This window comes from Dyella sp. C9, assembly GCF_003332825.1.
Classification (GTDB): domain Bacteria; phylum Pseudomonadota; class Gammaproteobacteria; order Xanthomonadales; family Rhodanobacteraceae; genus Dyella.
Genome location: NZ_QIRF01000001.1, coordinates 493,244 through 512,454, shown reverse-complemented (window position 1 = coordinate 512,454; position 19,211 = coordinate 493,244). Strand labels below are relative to the sequence as shown.

14 protein-coding genes, 4 tRNA genes and 1 pseudogene are annotated in these 19,211 nt (G+C 65.4%); 5 read left to right on the top strand and 14 right to left on the bottom strand.

The window, feature by feature from the left end:
• Positions 1–15: 15 nt before the first annotated feature.
• Complete coding sequence (locus DVU99_RS02295; RefSeq protein ID WP_114238566.1) at positions 16–699, bottom strand: methyltransferase domain-containing protein; 684 nt, start codon at positions 697–699, stop codon at positions 16–18.
• 225 nt (positions 700–924) lie between these two features.
• On the opposite strand from DVU99_RS02295, the gene gloB reads away from it, so the two are divergent.
• The 3 genes and pseudogenes from gloB to DVU99_RS02280 form a co-directional block, all read left to right on the top strand.
• The gene (gloB, locus tag DVU99_RS02290) at positions 925–1,689 is read left to right on the top strand and encodes a hydroxyacylglutathione hydrolase (RefSeq protein ID WP_114238610.1); all 765 of its coding nucleotides are present in this window, start codon (positions 925–927) and stop codon (positions 1,687–1,689) included.
• Complete coding sequence (locus tag DVU99_RS02285) at positions 1,686–2,903, top strand: LysM peptidoglycan-binding domain-containing protein (protein ID WP_343126317.1); 1,218 nt, start codon at positions 1,686–1,688, stop codon at positions 2,901–2,903. The genes gloB and DVU99_RS02285 overlap by 4 nt, the downstream gene beginning before the upstream one ends.
• A 110-nt stretch (positions 2,904–3,013) precedes the next feature.
• Positions 3,014–3,770: pseudogene (locus DVU99_RS02280) on the top strand (enoyl-ACP reductase); the annotation flags it as partial.
• Positions 3,771–3,865: 95 nt separating this feature from the next.
• Here the strand turns inward: DVU99_RS02280 and DVU99_RS02275 are convergent.
• The 10 genes from DVU99_RS02275 to DVU99_RS02230 form a co-directional block, all read right to left on the bottom strand.
• On the bottom strand, positions 3,866–5,770 hold the full coding sequence (locus tag DVU99_RS02275; RefSeq protein WP_114238565.1) for a SurA N-terminal domain-containing protein: 1,905 nt from the start codon (positions 5,768–5,770) through the stop codon (positions 3,866–3,868).
• An 86-nt stretch (positions 5,771–5,856) separates the two neighbouring features.
• Positions 5,857–5,933: transfer RNA gene (locus DVU99_RS02270), tRNA-Asp, on the bottom strand.
• Between the two features lie 9 nt (positions 5,934–5,942).
• Positions 5,943–6,017 (bottom strand) — tRNA-Val (locus DVU99_RS02265).
• Positions 6,018–6,037: 20 nt separating this feature from the next.
• Positions 6,038–6,310 carry an HU family DNA-binding protein gene (locus DVU99_RS02260; RefSeq protein WP_019465590.1) on the bottom strand — a complete coding sequence of 91 codons (273 nt, stop codon included), beginning with the start codon at positions 6,308–6,310 and terminating at the stop codon, positions 6,038–6,040.
• Positions 6,311–6,635: 325 nt separating this feature from the next.
• Entirely contained in the window at positions 6,636–9,152 is a 2,517-nt protein-coding gene (lon, locus tag DVU99_RS02255) for an endopeptidase La (RefSeq protein ID WP_114238564.1), read from the bottom strand.
• 177 nt (positions 9,153–9,329) lie between these two features.
• Positions 9,330–10,625, bottom strand: coding sequence for an ATP-dependent Clp protease ATP-binding subunit ClpX (gene clpX / locus DVU99_RS02250; protein WP_074547536.1), 1,296 nt, complete (start codon positions 10,623–10,625; stop codon positions 9,330–9,332).
• Between the two features lie 106 nt (positions 10,626–10,731).
• Complete coding sequence (gene clpP / locus DVU99_RS02245; RefSeq protein ID WP_114238563.1) at positions 10,732–11,361, bottom strand: ATP-dependent Clp endopeptidase proteolytic subunit ClpP; 630 nt, start codon at positions 11,359–11,361, stop codon at positions 10,732–10,734.
• Between the two features lie 38 nt (positions 11,362–11,399).
• Complete coding sequence (tig, locus tag DVU99_RS02240; RefSeq protein ID WP_114238562.1) at positions 11,400–12,692, bottom strand: trigger factor; 1,293 nt, start codon at positions 12,690–12,692, stop codon at positions 11,400–11,402.
• 78 nt (positions 12,693–12,770) lie between these two features.
• Positions 12,771–12,856, bottom strand: a tRNA-Leu gene (locus DVU99_RS02235).
• 323 nt (positions 12,857–13,179) lie between these two features.
• Positions 13,180–15,126, bottom strand: a complete 1,947-nt coding sequence (locus DVU99_RS02230) for a formylglycine-generating enzyme family protein (RefSeq protein WP_114238561.1) — start codon at positions 15,124–15,126, stop codon at positions 13,180–13,182.
• A 105-nt stretch (positions 15,127–15,231) separates the two neighbouring features.
• Here DVU99_RS02230 and rnd point away from each other — a divergent pair, with 105 nt between their 5' ends.
• Together rnd and DVU99_RS02220 are read left to right on the top strand one after the other, a co-directional pair.
• Complete coding sequence (rnd, locus tag DVU99_RS02225) at positions 15,232–16,350, top strand: ribonuclease D (protein ID WP_114238560.1); 1,119 nt, start codon at positions 15,232–15,234, stop codon at positions 16,348–16,350.
• An 88-nt stretch (positions 16,351–16,438) separates the two neighbouring features.
• Positions 16,439–16,514: transfer RNA gene (locus DVU99_RS02220), tRNA-Ala, on the top strand.
• Positions 16,515–16,595: 81 nt separating this feature from the next.
• Here DVU99_RS02220 and DVU99_RS02215 read toward each other — a convergent pair.
• The 3 genes from DVU99_RS02215 to dmpG form a co-directional block, all read right to left on the bottom strand.
• Positions 16,596–17,177 (bottom strand): TetR/AcrR family transcriptional regulator, encoded by a 582-nt coding sequence (locus tag DVU99_RS02215; RefSeq protein WP_114238559.1) that lies wholly within the window; start codon positions 17,175–17,177, stop codon positions 16,596–16,598.
• A 75-nt stretch (positions 17,178–17,252) separates the two neighbouring features.
• Entirely contained in the window at positions 17,253–18,122 is an 870-nt protein-coding gene (locus DVU99_RS02210; protein ID WP_114238558.1) for an alpha/beta fold hydrolase, read from the bottom strand.
• Positions 18,123–18,181: 59 nt separating this feature from the next.
• On the bottom strand, positions 18,182–19,204 hold the full coding sequence (gene dmpG / locus DVU99_RS02205) for a 4-hydroxy-2-oxovalerate aldolase (RefSeq protein WP_114238557.1): 1,023 nt from the start codon (positions 19,202–19,204) through the stop codon (positions 18,182–18,184).
• Between the last annotated feature and the right edge of the window lie 7 nt (positions 19,205–19,211).

Sequence of the window (19,211 nt, the reverse complement as noted above, 5' to 3'; positions counted from 1 at the left end):
ATACATCAGAATTTTTCAGGACGCGGTGTTGCGCCGCGCGCCCGGTGCCAGTCCCACACCCACCGATGCCGGTACGGGCTTGGGCTTCAACCGCAGCGGCGTGGCGACGCGCCGACGCTTGCGTGCAATCAGCAGGTAGCCGCCGCCGAAGGCGTGTGCGGCATCCAGGCCTGCGCGGCTACTCGGCCACATGCCTCCTACCCGCTCCACCCGCTCGACATCGAGCTCGATCCTGCGCACCCAGCGCTCCAGCAGAATCGGCGAGTGCATGGCGGGCGTGCGGCCGCGCGTTCGCCACATCATCCAGGGCAACCAGGCACTGAACGGATGCAGGCCAGTGAGCGCCATCACGCCACCGGGCGCGAGCACGCGGGACGCCTCCTCCAGCAGATCCTGCGGCATGGCCGATACCTCCAGTGCATGGCGCAGCAGCACCAGGTCGAAGGCATCGTCCACGAATGGCATGGGCTCTTCGCTGCTCGCCCGGATATCGCCACCATAACGGTCATCCGCCACGCTGAGCCGCGTCCAGTTGCCCAGCAGGGGCAGCACCGGCGGCTCGTCTCCCACCGCCGCGCTGACCATCAGCGCGTGCGTGCCAGCGCAGCGCTGCAGTCCAGGCAACAGCGCCACCGTCTCCTCCGCCAGCAGGCTACGCAAGGGCGCGCTGGTGTAGATGTCTTGGTCGCGCTGAGACATGCCTGAACGGCCCGGTCGGATCGATGCCGCACAGTGTACCGGGAGGGCACCCGGAACGTGGCCTGGTTTGCAAAGTGGCCACCAACCGGGCCACAAGCCTGAACAGGCGACTTGACGATTAACGTCTCACTAACGAGTGCGCCGGCGAGCCCCTTTATAGTCGGGCACTTCGCGCAAGCCAAGGATGCCTGCGTCAGTCGATACGAAACCGCGGAGGTGATCTCCTTGCACGTCGTACCGTTACCGGCGCTTGCCGACAACTACATCTGGCTGCTGCACGATGACGATGGCCAGGCCATCGTGGTCGACCCAGGTGACGCAACGCCGGTCGAACAAGCACTACGCGAGCGTGGCCTTGCGCTGCGCGCGATCCTGCTGACCCATCACCACCATGACCACATTGGTGGCGTCGACGCGTTGCTCGCCCATCACCACGTGCCGGTCTATGCACCGCGGGACGAACGCATCGCGCTGGCCGCGCACCGGGTCGGCGATGGCGACGTGGTGCAGATCGATCACCCACAGGCGCGCTTCGAAGTGATCGCCGTGCCGGGACATACCACCACCCACATCGCCTACGCCGGTGAAGGCGTACTGCTCTGCGGCGACACGCTTTTCAGCATGGGGTGTGGACGTCTTTTCGAAGGGACGCCCGCGCAGATGCTGGCATCGCTCGACCGCCTTTCAAGCCTGCCCGGCGATACGCTGGTGTGCTGTGCCCACGAATACACCGCAGCGAATGGACGCTTTGCCCATACGGTCGAGCCGAACAATGCCGCGCTGGCCGCACGTCGTGCACGGGTCGATTCGCTGCGCGCCCATCAACAGCCCAGCCTGCCGGTCAGCCTCGCCGTCGAACGGGAGACCAACCCGTTCCTGCGCACTGACAGCGATGCAGTCATCGCCTGGAGCCGACATCACGGTATCCAGGGTGACCGCGTGGCGCGGTTCGCCGCGTTGCGGGCCAACAAGGACGTTTTCGCCGGATGAACAGCCGCCGCCTGCGCCCGCTTCCCCTTGCACTGTCGGTCTTCCTGGCCGCCTGTGCCACCGGCCCCGCCCAGAAACCCCAAGACCCCACCGTGCAGGCTCCCGCCCTGCAGCCCGTGCGTGATCTGCGTCACCCCGTGACGGTACCGGTGGCGCCTGCGCTGAGTGACGGCAACATCTGGGACGACCTGCGCAACAGCTTCGCCATGGCCGATTGCGATGCGGACCCGGGCATCACCCTGTGGGCGCGTCGCTATACGCAGAATCCCGACCGCTTCGAAACCCAGATCGCCGCTGCCGCACCCCGCCTGGCGTACGTCCAACAGATCGCGGCGCGCCACAACGTGGCGGGTGAGTTCGCACTGCTGCCGTGGGTGGAGAGCCAGTACCGGCCTGTCTCCGGCGGCAAGAACATGCCAGCCGGCATGTGGCAGATCATGCCGGCCACGGCCAACGCGATGGGCATCCGCGTCGACAGGAACTTTGATGGACGCATGGACGTCCCTGCAGCCACCGACGCCATCATGGCGCTGCTCAGCCGGTACCACGACGACCTCGGCGACTGGCGACTGGTCGACTACGCCTTCAATGCCGGCGAGTTCGGCATGCGCCGCATGATCAACGAGCATGGCGCACCACCGGCCGAACCGGTCATTCCGCGCATGCCGGTGAAGGCAGTCACTCGCGAGCATCTGGTGAAACTGCTCGCCATCGCCTGCGTCATCCGCGATCCGGGCCGCTTCAATGTCAGCCTGCCTACCTTGCCATCCGAACAGCGCCTGGTCACGGTCAGCGTGGACAAGTCCATGCCGATTGCCCACGCAGCCAGCAACGCCGGCATGTCGCCGGACGAACTCAAGGACCTCAACGCCGGCTTCCGCAATGGCGTGGTCGATTCGCAGGCCTCGCCGTACCTGTTGATGCCCAGCAGCCGTGTCGAGCAGTTCCGCAACGCCCTGCTCTCCGACAACAACAACGGCGTGCAGGGCGTTCCGGGCACGACCGTGCTGCCACCCCTGAATGCCGCACTGGCGGCCGCCACCAGCGACGATGACACCGCGCCCAGCAAGACGCATACGGTGAAGACCGGCGAGAGCCTGTGGAGCATCGCCCGGCGGTACTCGGTGGGCATCAAGCAGCTTGAGCAGTGGAACCACCTGCCGGGCCCGGGTGTAAAGCCTGGCCAGGTGCTGAAGGTGAGCGCCCCCGGCTGAGGCCCCGGCTGCGACGAAGCGTCGTCCAGCCCCGGCTTCAGGCGCTGCTATGGTCCGGCTTCCTTTCGCGGTCGCGGGCCCCGGCCCCGGCCCCGGCCCCGGGAACAAGCATGGGATTCCTGCACGGCAAGCGCGCTGCTCGTGGGCATCGCCAGCCAGCGTTCGATCGCCTGGGGCATTGCCAACGCCATGCATCGCGAAGGCGCCCAACTCGCCTTCAGTTACCAGAATGAGCGCCTGAAGGATCGCGGCGACGAGGCGGCCAACGCCTTCGGCAGCAACATCGCGCTGCCCTGTGATGTCGCCGACGACGGCCAGATTGCGTTGTTGCTCGGTGCGCTACGGCAACACTGGGACGGCCTGGACATCCTCGTGCATTCGGTCGGCTATGCGCCGCGCGAAGCGCTACAGGGCGGTTTCCTCGACCATCTCACGCGCGAGAACTTCGCCGTCGCGCATGACATCTCCAGCTACAGCCTGGCTGCACTGGCAGCTGCGGCTCGCCCCATGATGCAGGGTCGCGGCGGCTCCATCCTCACGCTCAGCTACCTGGGCGCGGAGCGCGCGATGGACAGCTACAACGTGATGGGCCTGGCCAAGGCCAGCCTGGAGGCGAACGTCCGCTACCTCGCCTACAACCTTGGCCCCGAGGGCACGCGAGTCAACGCCATCTCCGCCGGTCCGATCAAGACGCTGGCCGCTGCCGGCATCGCCAATTTCCGCACGATGCTCGAGCACGTCGACAGCCATGCCCCTTTGCGCCGCAGCGTCAGCATCGACGAAGTCGGCAATGTCGGTGCATTCCTCTGCTCGGACCTGGCGTCGGGCATCACCGGCGAAATCACCCATGTCGATGCCGGCTACAACATCCTGGGCTTGACAGGGGCCTGCGCCCCTCCCCCATGCAAAAAAAGAGCGGCCACCGGGCCGCTCTTTTCGTGGTCGTCGACGCCGGCACACGTTTACATGCGTTCGGGCGCGATCTTGATCTCGGTCTTCGCCTTCAGCGCATCCAGGAATTCCTGGGTGGTCAGGATGCCGTACGCCTGACTCATATCGCCGCGCAGCGAATCGCGCTGGTCAGGCGTTACCTTGCTCAGGTCCGCGGCCTGCACCTTGTCCACCGCCACCAGCGCGTAGTTGCCGTCATGCATCGCCACGCTGGCGAACTGCGGCTTGCCATCGGCCGGGTGCGGGAGCAGGAAGGCCTGGTCCAGCACTTCGGTCGGCAGTGCCTGCTGCATGCGGACCGCGGCCGGCACCGACTGCACCGTGGCTCCGGCGGAGGAAGCGACCGCCTGCATGTCCTCGCCCTTCTGCAGGCGTGCGAGCAGGGCCTCGGCAGCCTTCTTCGCCTCGGCGGCAGCACGCTCGTCCAGGATCTTCTGGCGAACCTGGTCGCGCACCTCGGCCAGCGGGCGCGCCGCAGCCGGCACATGCTTGTCCACGCGCACCACCACGGCATGGTCCGAACCCAGATCGATCAGGCCGGAGTTGTTGCCCTGGCTCAGCACGTCGTCGGAGAACGCAGCGTCGACCAGCTTCGGGTTGGCGGCGATGCCTTCGCCACCCTTGCGCGAGAACAGCGGCGTGCTCTGGATCGGCAGGTTCAGTGCCTGCGCCGCCGGCTCCAGCGACGAGGGATTCTGGTAGGTCTGGTCGGTGAGCTTGCCGGCCAGTTCGCTGTACTGGCGGTCGCGCTCGGTCGACAGGTAATCCTTGGCGATCTGGTCGCGCACCTCGGCGAACGGCTTGGCCTCGCCACTGCGCACGTCACGCAGGAACAGCACGTGGTAGCCCTCGTCGGACAGTACCGGCTTGGAAATCTGGCCCTTCTGCAGGGCGAACAGGGCCGAGTCGAAGGCGGGGTTGGTCACGCCCTTTTCCAGCCAGCCAAGGTCACCGCCCGAGCGCTTGGAACCCAAGTCGTCCGAATCCTGCTCGGCCAGCTTGGCAAAGTTGTCGGCAGTCGCCTCGCTGGCGATCTTCTCGGCCTTGGCCAGCGCTTCCTTCTGCTGGTCCGGCGTGGCGTTCTTCGGCACGTTGACCAGGATGTGCGAGACCAGGCGCTGCTCCGGCTGCACGAAGCGCTGCTTCTGCTCTTCGTAGCGCTTCTTCAGCTCGTCGTCGCTGGGCTGGGCGTCGATCTTGAGGTCATTGCCATTGACTTCGATGTACTTGAGCGAGACCTGCTCCGGGCTCATGAAGTCGGCCTGGTGGTCCTTGTAATAGGCCTCCAGCTGCTCATCGGTGGCCTGGCTGTCGGCCAGCGCCGGATGCGGCACGGCGAACCAGCGCAGGTCGCGACGCTGGTACAGCAGGTCGAGGTAACGGTCCATGTCCGCGTCGGTCACCACCGCGCTGCCGATGATGGCCTGCGGCAGCAGGGTCGGCTCCAGCAGGGCGCGCTGGCCGCTTTCGAACGAGGCCGGCGACATGCCCTGTGCCGCGAGAATGGCGCGGTAGGTATTCGGATCGAACTGGCCGTTGACCTGGAATTCCTGGGCGCTGGCGATGCGGTCGCGCAACGCGAGGTCGGACACGCGCATGCCCAGCGTTTCATTGGCCTGGCGCAGCAGCTCTTCGTTGATGAGCTGGTCAAGCACCTGGCGCTTCACTTCCGGCTGCTCGAACTGGGCGGCATCGAAGTGGTCGCCCATGCGGGCCATCGCCTCGCGACGGGCCTGGTTCATGCGGTCCTGGAAATCGCGCTGCGAGATCTCGTGCTTGCCCACCATCGCCACGTACGTGTCGGTGTGCGAGGCGAAGTACGACTCGATGCCGAAGAACGAGATAGCGAATACGCAAACGCCAAGAATGACGATCGAAGGCCATCCGTGAAGCTTGTTACGCAATGCCTGCAGCATGGATTGTTCCCGGCTCTCGTTGTTCGGCGCAGCATGTGCGCGGGGCTTAAATGGCAAGGGCGCCACACGGGCGCCCTTGCGAACTGTGGCGGAGCGGACGGGACTCGAACCCGCGACCTCCGGCGTGACAGGCCAGCATTCTAACCGACTGAACTACCGCTCCACATATTTCTGGTGGGTGCTGTAGGGATCGAACCTACGACCCTCGCCTTGTAAGGGCGACGCTCTACCGCTGAGCTAAGCACCCGAAACTAAGCAAGTAGCCGCTTAGTTTAGGGCATCCTTGAGGGTCTTGCCAGCCTTGAACGCCGGAACCTTCGAGGCCTTGATCTTGATCGTCTCATTGGTGCGCGGGTTGCGGCCAGTACGGGCAGCGCGCTTGCGCACGGTGAAGGTGCCAAAGCCGACCACCGACACATCGTCACCCTTCTTCAGCGCCTTCTGCACGGTCTCGAAGAAAGCCTCGAGAGCACGGCCGGCGTCAGCCTTGGTGAGTTCGGCCTTTTCGGCAATGGCATTGATCAGATCGGTTTTATTCATTGAGACACTCCCTTAAACGGTTATGCAGCCCGCGTGGTCATTCTGGGACCAGGCGACGCCACTCGTGACAGTGCACCAGGCATCGCCAAGCAACCCCGCATCACTGCGCATCGTGCTCGGCGTCAGGCTGCGGTGCCGCCTTTATACCAGTGGCCCCTAGGGTCCGCAATGACAAGCAATACCAAGGGTTCCCACGGTTCAGCGTGTTTCAAAAACGCTTGCAAAGCGCGGATTGAAACGCTATGTGCGAGCACGTTTCCGGATATGACTCGCCCATGAAAAACGGGCGGTTGCCCGCCCGTCTTTCGGTGACCCGCATCACGGATCAGTGCGGCCGCGCGTAGGACTCCTGCGACTCCTCCTGCGAGTCATCCCGTGGCGGCTCGGCCTTAGGCGCGCCTTCGCCTTCGCTGGCCTGGCGCGGCTGCAGCGGACGCTCAAGCGCGATGTCCAGCACTTCGTCGATCCAGCGCACCGGATGGATGTCCAGCGAACCGGTGATGTTGTCCGGGATATCCGCCAGGTCCTTCTTGTTTTCCTCGGGGATGATCACCGTGGTGATGCCACCGCGATGCGCCGCCAGCAGCTTCTCCTTGAGACCACCAATCGGCAGCACGCGGCCACGCAGGGTGATCTCGCCGGTCATGGCCACCTCGGAGCGCACCGGCACCTTGGTCAGGGCCGACACCAGCGCCGTGCACATGGCGATGCCTGCGCTAGGACCATCCTTGGGGGTCGCGCCCTCCGGCACGTGGATGTGGATGTCGAACTTCTGGTGGAACTCCGGATCGATGCCCAGCCGGTCGGCACGCGCGCGCACCACCGAGAGCGCGGCCTGGATCGACTCCTTCATGACATCGCCCAGCTGCCCGGTATTGACCAGGCGCCCCTTGCCCGGCACCACCGAGGCCTCGATGCTCAGCAGGTCGCCACCGACCTGGGTCCAGGCCAGGCCGGTGACCAGCCCGACCTCGTTCTGGAGCTCTTTACGGCCAAAGTCGAAGCGACGAACGCCCAGGTAGTGCTCGAGGTTGGCCGAATTGACCACCGCGCTGCCCGGCGCCTTGACCTTCGACTTGGACGTCTTTACGGCTGCGCCAGCCTTCTTCGCCGCCGCGCCCTTCTTCACCTGGCCCAGCGCGAGCTCCTTGACGACCTTGCGGCAGATCTTGGAGACCTCGCGCTCGAGGTTGCGCACGCCGGATTCGCGCGTGTAGTAGCGCACGATATCGCGAATGGCCTCGGCATCGACGCTCAACTCCTCCGGCTTCAACCCATTCGCCTTCAGCTGCTTGGGCAGCAGGTATTTCAACGCGATGCCGAGCTTCTCATCCTCGGTGTAGCCGGGGATGCGAATGACCTCCATGCGATCCAGCAACGGGCCCGGGATGTTGAGCGAGTTGGCCGTGGCGATCCACATCACCTCGGAAAGGTCGAGGTCGACCTCCAGATAGTGGTCATTGAAGGCGTGGTTCTGCTCGGGATCGAGCACTTCCAGCAACGCCGAGGAGGGGTCGCCACGGAAGTCCATCGACATCTTGTCGATCTCGTCCAGCACGAACAGCGGGTTCTTGGTGCCCACCTTGTTCAGGTTCTGCACGATGCGGCCCGGCATCGAACCGATGTAGGTACGGCGATGGCCGCGGATCTCGGCCTCGTCACGCACGCCACCCAGGCTCATGCGGACGAACTTGCGGTTGGTGGCCTTGGCGATCGACTGGCCGAGCGAGGTCTTGCCCACGCCCGGTGGGCCGACCAGGCACAGGATCGGGCCGCGCATGGTGTTCACGCGCTGCTGCACGGCGAGGTATTCCAGGATGCGTTCCTTGACCTTCTCCAGGCCGAAGTGGTCGGCATCGAGCACGTCCTGCGCGAGCTGCAGGTCCTTGCGCACCTTGCTCTTCTTCTTCCACGGCACGCCGACCAGCCAGTCCAGGTAGTTGCGCACCACCGTGGCCTCGGCCGACATGGGCGACATCTGGCGCAGCTTGCCGAACTCCTGGCGCGCCTTGGCCAGCACGGCCTTGGGCATGCCGGCGTTGTCGATCTTCTTCTGCAGCTCCTCGACTTCGTTCGGACCTTCCTCGCTCTCGCCGAGCTCCTTCTGGATGGCCTTCATCTGCTCGTTGAGGTAGTACTCGCGCTGGCTTTTTTCCATCTGCGACTTCACGCGGCCGCGGATGCGCTTTTCCACCTGCTGCAGGTCCATCTCGCCGTCAACCAGCCCGATCAGCAGCTCCAGGCGCTGACCGACGTCGGCGGTTTCCAGCACCTTCTGCTTGTCGGCCATGCGCACCGACAGGTGCGCGGCGATGGAGTCGGCCACGCGCGACGGATCGTCGATGCCGGACAAGGTGGCGAGCACCTCCGGCGGCAGCTTGCGGCTCTGCTTGACCAACTGTTCGAACAACGAGATCAGCGTGCGCGACACCACGTCGAGCTCGCGCTCCTTGTTGCTGTAGACCGGCTCGATGACGCGCGAGGTGGCGGTCAGCATGCCGCCATCCTCGTTGTATTGTTCGACGGTAACGCGAGCCTGCCCCTCGACCAGCACCTTGACGGTGCCATCGGGAAGCTTCAGCAGTTGCAGTACGCCGGCAAGCGTGCCGATTTCATGGAGGTCGCCAACCTTGGGATCGTCGATATCGGGACTCTTCTGCGCCACCAGCAGGATCTGGCGCTCGCCCTCCATCGCGCGCTCGAGCGCGCGCATGGATTTGTCACGTCCGACGAACAACGGAATGACCATGTGGGGATAAACCACCACGTCACGCAGCGGCAGCACTGGCAGGGCGTCCAGTACAGCTCCGGTGGCCTGGGGGTTGGGGGCATTTTTTGCCATCGAAGAGAATCTCTCGGGATGAATTGCTTCTTTCGCCCCGACACTGCGCCGGGGGCATCTGTACGTCAAGTGGTGGCGCGCGGCCACGCTCACAAGTCCATGACAATCCACGCAAACGAAATGGCCCCGGCAATTACGCCGGGGCCATCGCGTGGATCAATACGGCCTTTGGACCAGTCAGGCGGCGTCGCCGCCCTCGCCCGCCGCACGCGGCTGCTTGAGGTTGCCGCGATAGATCAGGTAGGGCTCGGCCTGGCCTTCGATGACGGCATCATCCACCACGACCTTGCTGACGTGCTCCAGCGACGGGAGTTCGTACATGGTGTCGAGCAATACCTGCTCGAGGATGGTGCGAAGGCCACGGGCACCGGTCTTGCGCTTGAGCGCCTTGCGGGCGATGGCCTGCAGTGCCTCGGGGCGGAATTCCAGCTCTACGCCTTCCATCTCGAACAGCTTCTTGAACTGCTTGGTGACGGCGTTCTTCGGCTCGGTGAGGATCTTTACCAGCGCGGGCTCGTCCAGCTCATCGAGCGTGGCGACCACCGGCAGACGACCCACGAACTCGGGGATCAGGCCATAGCGCACCAAGTCGGACGGCTCCACGTCGGCCAGCAGCTTGCCGAGATTTTCCTTGCGCTCCTTGCTGCGGACTTCGGCAGAGAAGCCGATGCCCACCGTCTCGGAACGCTGCTGGATCACCTTCTCGAGGCCAGCGAACGCGCCGCCGCAGATGAACAGGATGTTCTTGGTATCGACCTGCAGGAATTCCTGCTGCGGATGCTTGCGGCCGCCCTGCGGCGGCACCGAGGCCAGCGTACCCTCGATCAGCTTGAGCAGCGCCTGCTGCACGCCTTCGCCGGAGACGTCACGAGTGATCGACGGGTTCTCGCTCTTGCGCGAGATCTTGTCGATTTCGTCGATGTAGACGATGCCCGACTGCGCCTTGTCGACGTCGTAGTCGCACTTCTGCAGCAGCTTCTGGATGATGTTTTCCACGTCCTCGCCCACGTAACCAGCCTCGGTCAGCGTGGTGGCGTCGGCGATCGTGAACGGCACGTTCAGCAGGCGCGCGAGAGTTTCGGCCAGCAGGGTCTTGCCCGAGCCGGTGGGACCGATCAGCAGGATGTTGGACTTGCCAAGCTCGACATCGTCGCTCTTCTGGCGTGATTCCATGCGCTTGTAGTGGTTGTACACGGCCACCGCCAACGCCTTCTTGGCGCGGGTCTGGCCCACTACGTACTGGTCGAGCGTTTCCATGATCTCGCGCGGCTTGGGCAGCTGGCTGCGCCCGGAGGCGGCCTTTTCCTCAAGCTCTTCGCGGATGATGTCGTTGCACAGCTCTACGCACTCGTCGCAGATGAACACGGAGGGGCCCGCGATCAGCTTGCGCACTTCATGCTGGCTCTTGCCGCAGAAGGAGCAGTAGAGAATCTTGCCGCTGTCGTTGGAACGGCCCTGCCGATCGTCGCTCATGCCTGGATCCTGCTAGTAAATCGATTGCGGTTTGAGAATAGCACAGCGTTCCGCGTCTGCAGCCAGACGCGGAACGACTTGCAAACCCGGTACCAAATGCCTGAAATCAGGCGGATTTGACCGATTCGACCGCACGACGGTCCAGGACCTGGTCGATCAGGCCGTATTCCTTGGCCGCCTCGGCGCTCATGAAGCGGTCGCGCTCCATGTCCCGCTCGATCTTGTCGAGGGGCTGGCCGGTGTGCTGAACGTAGATGTCGTTCAGACGGCGGCGCAGGTACAGGATTTCCTGGGCCTGGATCTCGATGTCCGTAGCCTGGCCGCGGGCACCGCCCGAGGGCTGGTGGATCATCACGCGCGAGTTCGGCAACGAATAGCGCTTGCCCTTGGCGCCGGCCATCAGCAGCAACGAGGCCGCGCTGCACGCCTGGCCGATGCACATGGTGCTCACGTCGGGCTTGATGAACTGCATGGTGTCGTAAATCGCCAGCCCGGCGGTGACGGCACCGCCCGGGCTGTTGATGTACAGATGGATGTCCTTGTCCGGATTCTCCGATTCAAGGAACAGCATCTGCGCGACCAGCAGGTTGGCCACCTGATCGTTCACCTCGCCCACGAGGAAGATCACGCGTTCCTTCAGGAGGCGCGAATAGATGTCGTACGAACGTTCGCCGCGGGCGGTCTGCTCGACGACGATCGGTACCAGGTTGAGGTTCTGGATCGGGTCCATGGCCATGCTTTGTCGCTCTCCGGTTGATTGGCCTGAAGGATGCCTCAGGCGCTGACCGGGCGCATCACCTCGTCGAAGCCCAGGTTCTGCACGGTGGTCGTGGCGTGATCCGCCACCCACTCGGCCACCTGGTCTTCCATCACGCGATTCTGCAGCCCGGACATCAATTGGGGGTCGCGGTTGTAAAGTTCAACGACCTTCTCCGGCTCCTCGTAGGTCGAGGCGATCGCGGCCAACTGCTCGGCCACGCGGCTGCGGTCGATGGCCAGGGCCTGCTTGCGGGCAATCTCGCCCATCAGGAGGCCGGCAATGACGCGCTTGCGGGCGATCGGGGCGGCGGCCTCGACCAGCTGCGGCGGCACCTGCTGGCCACGCGGGACGCTGCCCTGGGCCAGGTTGTGCGCCTCGGACTGCACCATGATGTTCGGCCCGTCCAGCTCCGGGTAGGCGTTGGCCAGCTTCTCGGCCACTTCCGACTTCAGGCGGGCCATCAGGGTGGCCTTGAGCTCGCGCTCGAGGTTGGCACGCACTTCCTTGCGGAACTGCTCCAGGTCGCCGTCGGCAATGCCGAACAGCTTGGCGAACTCGGCGTCCACCTCCGGCAGCTTCGGCTCCTGCACCTTGATGATCTTGAAGTGGCACTGGGCGGTCTTGCCGGCCAGGCTCTCGTTGCGGAAATCGGCCGGGAACTCGACGTCGGCGTCGAACTCTTCGTCCGCCTTGCGACCGGTGAGCACTTCGTCCAGTGCCTTGAACAGGTTGCCCGAGCCCAGCACGCTGCCTGCGCGCTCCAGGCCCTCGGCCGGGAAGCGGTAGTCACCGGCCTGCGCCGAGTACTCGAACATCACGAAGTCGCCCTCGGCCGAGGCGCGCTCGACCGGGTCGAAGCTGCGGCGCTGCAGGCGCAGGGTCTCGATCATCTTTTCGATGTCGGCGTCGGTCACTTCGGCAACCGGACGGGCCACTTCAAGCTTGGCGACGTCGATTTCCGGGAACTCCGGCATCACCTCGAAGGTGGCGGTGTAGGCGATCTCGCCGTCTTCCGGGCGGCCGGTGGTGTTGATCGACGGGTTGGCGATCGGACGCAGGTTCTCCTGGGCCACGGCTTCACGCAGGGTGCTGCCGATCAGGTCGGAAAGCACCTCGCCACGCACCTGGTCGCCAAAGCGCTGCTGGATCACCGCGGTCGGCACCTTGCCCGGACGGAAGCCCTTGAGGCGTACCGTGCGGCCCATCTCGGCAATGCGCGCGCTCACCTGCGACTCGAAGCGCTCCGCGGGAAACTTCACCGTGAGCTTGCGCTCGAGCTTGCCGACGTTTTCAACCGAAACCTGCATGACGTCTCCTGGAATACCGAAAAGTGCGCCCGTCAAAGGCGCCTGGCGGCCCCCGGCCGCCTGCATAAACATAAGGGATGGTGCGAAAGGTGGGACTCGAACCCACACGGGGGTTACCCGCCAGAACCTAAATCTGGTGCGTCTACCAATTCCGCCACTTTCGCATCAGAACAACTCTGAGGAAATGTCCGCAAGCATCGGATTTCCAAGGGAATAGACAGACAAAATCGCCTTACACCCCGCCCCGCCAGCCTCCGGGCATTCCGCCCTAAGTCGATGATTCCCTTACACGAAAGCGGGCCATTTTACGGTTCGTCCGACCGGCAGCACAAGCGGGGGCAAAGCGGGTCTCAGCGGCACAGCGACCACCATCGAAAGCGAACAGGAGCGCAGGCTCTGGGGGCAAAGCCTGCCCGGGGCTCCGAGGCTGCACATCAGGCACGCCCCACCGTCAGGCATCGAAGGGAGGCCATCGTGGCCGGCAGGGTCAGAGCTCGCGCAGCACGCGGAAACCGACACGGCCGCTGCGCACGCTGGCGTCGGCGCCCTGTCGATAGGCCGACCGCACCTGCTCTGGCGAACTGCCCCAGGAGCCACCACGCACCACCCGCACGCCGCAGCCCGGATTGACCCAGGCACTGCCATCGCGCGGCGCCCGCAGGTAGCTGTCGTGCCAGCAGTCCTGCACCCATTCCGACACGTTGCCGCCGATGTCGTAGAGGCCAAAGGGATTGGCCGCAAAACTCATCACCGGGGCAGGCCCCCAGTAGCCGTCCCGGTAACCCGGGAACGCATTGCTCCAGCGTCGCCCGCTGGGCGAGCGATCCTGGCCACCCGTGAGGTTTTCGACCTTGCTGGTCGGCGCGCCGTCACCCCACCAGTAGCGCGAGCTGGTGCCGCCACGCAGGGCATATTCGAACTCGGCTTCGCTGGGCAGCCGATAGGCCTTGCCGGTGCGCTGGCTGAGCCAGTCGGCATAGGCCTTGGCGTCATTCCAGGAAATGTTCACCACCGGCAGGCGGCTGTCGGCCTGCTTGCCGGCGTAATCGTCCTGCCAGCTTGCGCTGCCGTCGTCACGCATGGCGCCGGTGCCTTCGTCATAGACGCTGGCGCCGCCGAGCTTGACCGAGTCGGGTTGATAGCCGCTGGCACGCACGAAGTCGCGGAACTGCCCCACGGTGATGGCGCTGCGCGAGAGCGCGAAGCCCTTGGCGATGGCGACTTCGTGCTGCGGCGTCTCGGCGTCCTGGCGGCCCGCCTCGTTGTCCGGCGCCCCCATCTGGAAGCTGCCAGTGGGCACGACCACCATGGCCGGCGTCTGTCCCGGCATGTCCACGAAGTGATCGGTGAACACCTGGCCGGGCTTGTAGCTTGCATACAGGCGCGCGTTGGTCAGTCGCTCATTGAAGTCGGCCAGTCCGACCAGGTCGGGACTGATCGCCTTGGCCTGGTCTGCCAGTTGCTGGGCCAGGGTGAGGTTGCCGGCATCCAGCGCCGAACGTGCCTGCGCGAGGATGCCGTTGGCGCGGCCCTGGCGCATGCCATCCACGCGGGTGCGCACGTCATGCAGGGCCGGTGAGTCGGGCAGTACCTGGGCCGCTTCCGCCAGCGCCTGGTCCGCGCCCTTGAAGTCGTTCTGCGCGACCGCCGCCAGGGCGCGATCGAGCACGGCGCGCTGCACCTGCAGGATGCCTTGCTGGGCCACGGCATTGTCCGGATCAAGCTGTTGCACCTGGCGGTACAGCTCCAGCGCGTTGTTGCCGGCGGGCTGGTCCACATTGCCCTGCTGCAACAGGCTGGCCGCCTTGGCCAGCAGCGGGCGCGCCTGGTTGAGGATCTTCAGCTTGCCCTGCAGCTGGGTCACGTCGTCGCTGGAATCGGGAATGGTCTTGAGCGCGTCGAGCAGGTCCCCTGCCGAATCGGCGTCGCCGACAGCCAGGTCCTGGTTGATCTCGGCCACCAACCGTGCGCGCACTTCGAACAACCCCTGGGCGGCACGCCGGCTGTCGGGTTTGTCCTTGAGTGCCTGCTCGTACAACGCGGCCGCACTGTTCTCATCGCCGGCCAGCTGTCCCGCATGCAGCGCCTTCGCTGCCCGGGCCAGCAGGGCCTCCACCTCCGGGGTGTCCGCACTCAGCTGCTCGGGCAAATTCTCGTTCTTGTGGCCCAGGCGCGCCACGATCACCTCGGTGGGCGCCAGCGTCAGCGGCGGCCCGGCATCGACTTCGGCCAGACGGGGCGCCGGCGATGCACCCTGCCCCGGCACCGCGCTGGGCAGTGGACTCAGGTTCATGGCGCGCTTGGCGGCGATGGTGGACGGCTCGACGTGGAAAACCCGCGGAAAGAAGTGATAAACCAACGCCATGCCGAGCACGACCACGCCAACCGCCCCACCGAGGGCGCGCTGTCGTCGTACGGTTTCCTTGCTCGGCATGTTGGGCGTCCCTGGGCAGCCTGTTATCGTGACCCGCCTAACCATAGGCACAAACCGATGTCAGGACAATGCGCGAGTGCGCGTTCCGCATCGTCAGGAATACGCATGCATCCACACTCCAATCTCGCGCCCGACGCCGCCTGGATCGAACGACGCGACGACCTGCAGTCCTGGCTGGCCACCGTGCCCGCCGACGCAGCCATCGGCTTCGACACCGAATTCATGCGGCGGAACACGTTTTATCCGCAGCTCGCACTGATCCAGCTCGGCTGGAACGGACGCTACGCACTGGTCGATCCGACCGCATTCGCGATCGACGACGCACTGCGCCCACTGCTCGGCGATGGCGATGCGGTGACCGTGATGCACAGCGCCAGCGAGGACCTGGAGGCGCTGTCGCCACTGCTGCCGCATGGCCCACGCCAACTGTTCGACACGCAGATCGCGGCGGCCTTCGTCGGCATGGGCCTGGGCATCAGCTATCGCGCCCTGGTGGCCGAACTGGCCGGCGCGGAGCTCGACAAGGGTGAAACGCGCTCGGACTGGCTGCAGCGTCCGCTCACCGATTCGCAACGTGCCTACGCGACGCTGGACGTGGTGTACCTGAAGCCGGTGCATGAACAGTTGGCCGAACGCCTGCTACAGCGCGACCGCGTTGCATGGCACGCCGAGGATTGCGAGCGCCTCAAGCAGCGGGCCTGCTACCGCGGTGGAGATCCACAACCGCAACGCGCCTTCCGCAGCGCATCCGACTGGCAGCCCGCCCAGCGGGCCCTGCTGCGACGCGTACTGCTGTGGCGCGACAGCACCGCGCGCGAACTCGACCGCCCACGCCCCTGGCTGCTCGAAGATGCCACCGTAATGAGCCTGGTGCAGCAGCGGCCGACGGTCGCCCAGGAACTGGAGCAACGCACCCGCGGCCAACGTGCCCTGCGCTCGCCGCAGCGCGACCAACTGCTGGGCGTGCTTGGCCAGGCGGTCACCGCGGAGGAAATCGAAGCCACCGCGGCGATCCCCGAGGCGCCCCAGGGGGACGCCAAGCGCGCCCTGTCCGCGATGAAGGACAAGGTCGACCAGCGCGCGCTCGAACTGGACCTCCCGGCCGGGCTGCTGTGTCCGCGCAAGGCGCTGGAGGAATACGTGGTGACCGCGCAGTGGCCGGAATTCCTGGAAGGCTGGCGCCGCGAAGTGCTGCATGCCGACCTGAGCCGCCTGCTGCCCTGAGAGCCCGCTCACCCTCGCTACGTCACCCGCGTTGAACCAGGGGGCTTGGCGAACACCGAAGGCCACTGCTAACATGAGTGGCTCGTGTGGGGCCATAGCTCAGCTGGGAGAGCGCGTCGTTCGCAATGACGAGGTCGGGAGTTCGATCCTCCCTGGCTCCACCAACCCACTTCGGTCAAAGCCCCGGCAACGCAAGTTGCCGGGGCTTTTTCTTTGGCGGGATGCCAGGGCCCGACGCTGCCGGCTTACGCGGCGGCGTGCACGCCGTGGATGGCATATGCGGCGAGCTCGCGCGCATAGCGGGTGGTAAGCCGGCGCCCCAGCAGCAACCGGTACCAGAAGGCGCCGTGGATGGCGTCGATCACCAGGTTGAGATTGGCTGACTCGGGGATCTCCCCCTGCTCCACGCCATGGCGAAGGATGCGCAACAGGATCAGGTCGCGCGGCTTGACGAATTGCTTGTCGAAGCTTTCCTTGAACTCGGCGTCGTCCTGCGCCGCAGCGATCAGGCTGCGGATGGCGCGGCCGTGGACGGCATTGATGTCGGCAAAGATCTGCGAGAGGAAGCGTTCGACCATCGGCACGACCGGTCCCGGCTCGATCACGTTCATCTGCCGCGAATAATTGAGGAACGCGTTGAGCACCAGGTCGGCCTTGCTCGGCCAGCGCCGGTAGGCGGTCTGACGCCCCACGCCGGCATGGTCGGCGATCATCTGCATGGAGACCTTGTCGTAGCCATGCTCGGCCACCAGCGCACGCGCAGCTTCCAGCAGCGCCGCGCCGGCCTGTTCGTTGACGGGGCGACCGCCCGGATGGGGTCCTTTCATAGGTGCGCCTTGCAGGCCATGGGTCAGCTTGCCGGGCGCGACGGCCCGGCAAGCGCTAGCCTGCCCGCGCGGGGCTTACTTCGCAAGGAAGTCGAGCACCATGCGGTTGAAGGCATCGGCGTGCTCCCATTGCGCCCAATGCCCACAGCGCGCGAAGACATGAAGCTCCGCGTTCTGCAGACCCCAGAGCAGGCGCAGGCCGATGTCCATCGGCACGAAGCGATCGTCGCGGCCCCAGATCACCAGGGTGGGTGCGCTGATTTCGCCCAGGCGCGGGCCGTAATCGGTGAACTGCTTCGGATTGGCCGCCAGGCTCTTCACGAAATTCTCGAGGTGATCGCGGCGCGCCAGCACGTTGTCCAGGCGCGCCTGCATCAGCTCATCGGTCAACGAGCTGGGATCGTAGACGAAGATGTTCATCATCTTCTTGAGGTTCTCGATCGTCGGCTCGCGGTAGACCGTGTTGATCAGCTTGATGCCCTCGGTCGGCATCGGCACGAACTGGCTCGGGCCGCCCGTACCGCCCCCCATCAGCACCAGCTTGCCCACGCGCTGGGGATTGGCCAGTGCGAACGCCACCGTGCTATGGCCGCCCATGGAATTGCCCAGGATGTGCACGCGCCCGATGCCGAGTTCGTCGAGCACGCCCTTGAGGATGCGGGCGTTGAGCTCCGAGCGCGAGCCTGCGTTGACGATGGAATCGCTCTTGCCCCAGCCCGGGCAGTCGACCAGCAGTACGCGATAGCCCGCCTCGACCAGCGGCTCGATGTTACGGTTGAAGTTGGCCCAGCCGCTCGCGCCCGGACCGGAACCGTGCAGCATGACGACGACTTCATCGCCCTGCCCGACGTCGTTGTAATGGATGCGCAGATCCGCTTCGCCCTCGCGGACGCTGACGAAATGGCTGGTGGCCGCCTCGTTGACGGGGGGGGTGTGGTGGCTCATGGCAATGTCTCTCTCGGTTCTCGCCCGCGCCAGGCGCAGGCAGGAGGAAGGGTGGGGATTTACGGGCGGGCGTCCTGCGCGCGCTTCAGGTCCAGCGCCACGTCCACGATCATGTCTTCCTGTCCGCCGACCATGCGGCGCTTGCCCAGCTCGACCAGGATGTCCACGGTCTTGAGGCCATACTTCCTTGCGGCGGCCTCCGAGTGGCGCAGGAAGCTGGAATAGACACCGGCATAGCCCAGCGCCAGCGTTTCGCGATCCACGCGCACCGGACGGTCCTGCAGCGGGCGCACGATGTCGTCGGCCGCATCCATCAGGGTGTAGAGAGCGGTGCCGTGGTTCCAGCCCAGGCGTTCGGCCGCCGCGATGAACACTTCCAGTGGCGCATTGCCGGCGCCCGCACCCATGCCCGCAAGGCTGGCATCGATGCGATCGCACCCCTCCTCCACCGCGACGATGGAGTTCGCCACACCCAGGCTGAGGTTGTGATGGGCGTGGATGCCGGTCTGCGTCTGCGGCTTGAGCACCTCCTTGAGGGCGCGGAAGCGGTCACGCACGTCACTCATGTTGAGCGCTCCGCCGGAATCCACCACGTAGATGCAGGTTGCGCCGTAGCTTTCCATCTTGCTGGCCTCCACCGCGAGGTTCTGCGGCGTGGTCATGTGGCTCATCATCAGGAAGCCGACCGTATCCATGCCCAGTTCGCGCGCATACTCGATGTGCTGGCGCGAGATGTCGGCCTCGGTGCAATGCGTGGCCACGCGCACGATGCGCGCACCCGCCTGATAGGCCGCCTTGAGGTCATGGATGGTGCCGATGCCCGGCAACAGCAGCGTGGCGATGCGCGCATGGCTGACCACATCGGCCACCGCCTCGATCCATTCCAGATCGGTGTGGGCGCCGAAGCCGTAGTTGAAGCTGGAACCTTGCAAGCCATCGCCATGCGCCACCTCGATGCTGTCCACGCGCGCCCGGTCCAGCGCCCGCGCGATGTCCTGCACGTTCTTGATGGAATACTGGTGGCGAATCGCATGACTGCCGTCGCGCAGCGTCACGTCGGAGATATAGAGCTTCTTGTTCACGGCAGTT

Coding starts and splice junctions, on each gene's coding strand:
- DVU99_RS02295 (WP_114238566.1), bottom strand. CDS start 699: ATGTCTCAGCGCGACCAAGACATCTACACCAGCGCGCCCTTGCGTAGC.
- DVU99_RS02285 (WP_343126317.1), top strand. CDS start 1,686: ATGAACAGCCGCCGCCTGCGCCCGCTTCCCCTTGCACTGTCGGTCTTC.
- DVU99_RS02275 (WP_114238565.1), bottom strand. CDS start 5,770: ATGCTGCAGGCATTGCGTAACAAGCTTCACGGATGGCCTTCGATCGTC.
- DVU99_RS02260 (WP_019465590.1), bottom strand. CDS start 6,310: ATGAATAAAACCGATCTGATCAATGCCATTGCCGAAAAGGCCGAACTC.
- lon (WP_114238564.1), bottom strand. CDS start 9,152: ATGGCAAAAAATGCCCCCAACCCCCAGGCCACCGGAGCTGTACTGGAC.
- clpX (WP_074547536.1), bottom strand. CDS start 10,625: ATGAGCGACGATCGGCAGGGCCGTTCCAACGACAGCGGCAAGATTCTC.
- clpP (WP_114238563.1), bottom strand. CDS start 11,361: ATGGCCATGGACCCGATCCAGAACCTCAACCTGGTACCGATCGTCGTC.
- tig (WP_114238562.1), bottom strand. CDS start 12,692: ATGCAGGTTTCGGTTGAAAACGTCGGCAAGCTCGAGCGCAAGCTCACG.
- DVU99_RS02230 (WP_114238561.1), bottom strand. CDS start 15,126: ATGCCGAGCAAGGAAACCGTACGACGACAGCGCGCCCTCGGTGGGGCG.
- rnd (WP_114238560.1), top strand. CDS start 15,232: ATGCATCCACACTCCAATCTCGCGCCCGACGCCGCCTGGATCGAACGA.
- DVU99_RS02215 (WP_114238559.1), bottom strand. CDS start 17,177: ATGAAAGGACCCCATCCGGGCGGTCGCCCCGTCAACGAACAGGCCGGC.
- DVU99_RS02210 (WP_114238558.1), bottom strand. CDS start 18,122: ATGAGCCACCACACCCCCCCCGTCAACGAGGCGGCCACCAGCCATTTC.